1 protein-coding gene is annotated in these 369 nt (G+C 64.5%); it reads right to left on the bottom strand.

From position 1 onward, the window contains the following. On the bottom strand, positions 1-369 hold a 369-nt coding region (locus tag IR141_RS13060), incomplete at both ends, for an Ig-like domain-containing protein (protein WP_209304468.1).

A 369-nucleotide genomic window follows, 5' to 3' on the forward strand; every position in this document is an offset into this window, starting at 1 on the left:
GCGCATCGGTTTTGCCGCTGATGGTCGGGGTGTTGTCGCTGCTGTTGTCCGGCGCGTCTACGCTGATCATCGGGGCGGTGGTGTCGACCGAGCCGTTGTCTTTGGCTTTGCCTTCGTTGCCGGCGGGATCTTTCACCGAGGCTTCGGCGGTGTAGCCGCCGTCGGGCAGGGCTTTGGGCACGTCTACGCTGTAGCTGCCGTCTGCCTTGACGGTGGTGGTAACGGTTTGGCTCTGGCCGTCCGAACCGGTTACCACTACGGTTACCACCGAACCGGCGGGCGCATCGGTTTTGCCGCTGATGGTCGGGGTGTTGTCGCTGCTGTTGTCCGGCGCGTCTACGCTGATCATCGGGGCGGTGGTGTCGACCG

Source organism: Neisseria sp. 19428wB4_WF04, from assembly GCF_015235335.1.
Classification (GTDB): Bacteria; Pseudomonadota; Gammaproteobacteria; order Burkholderiales; family Neisseriaceae; genus Neisseria; species Neisseria musculi.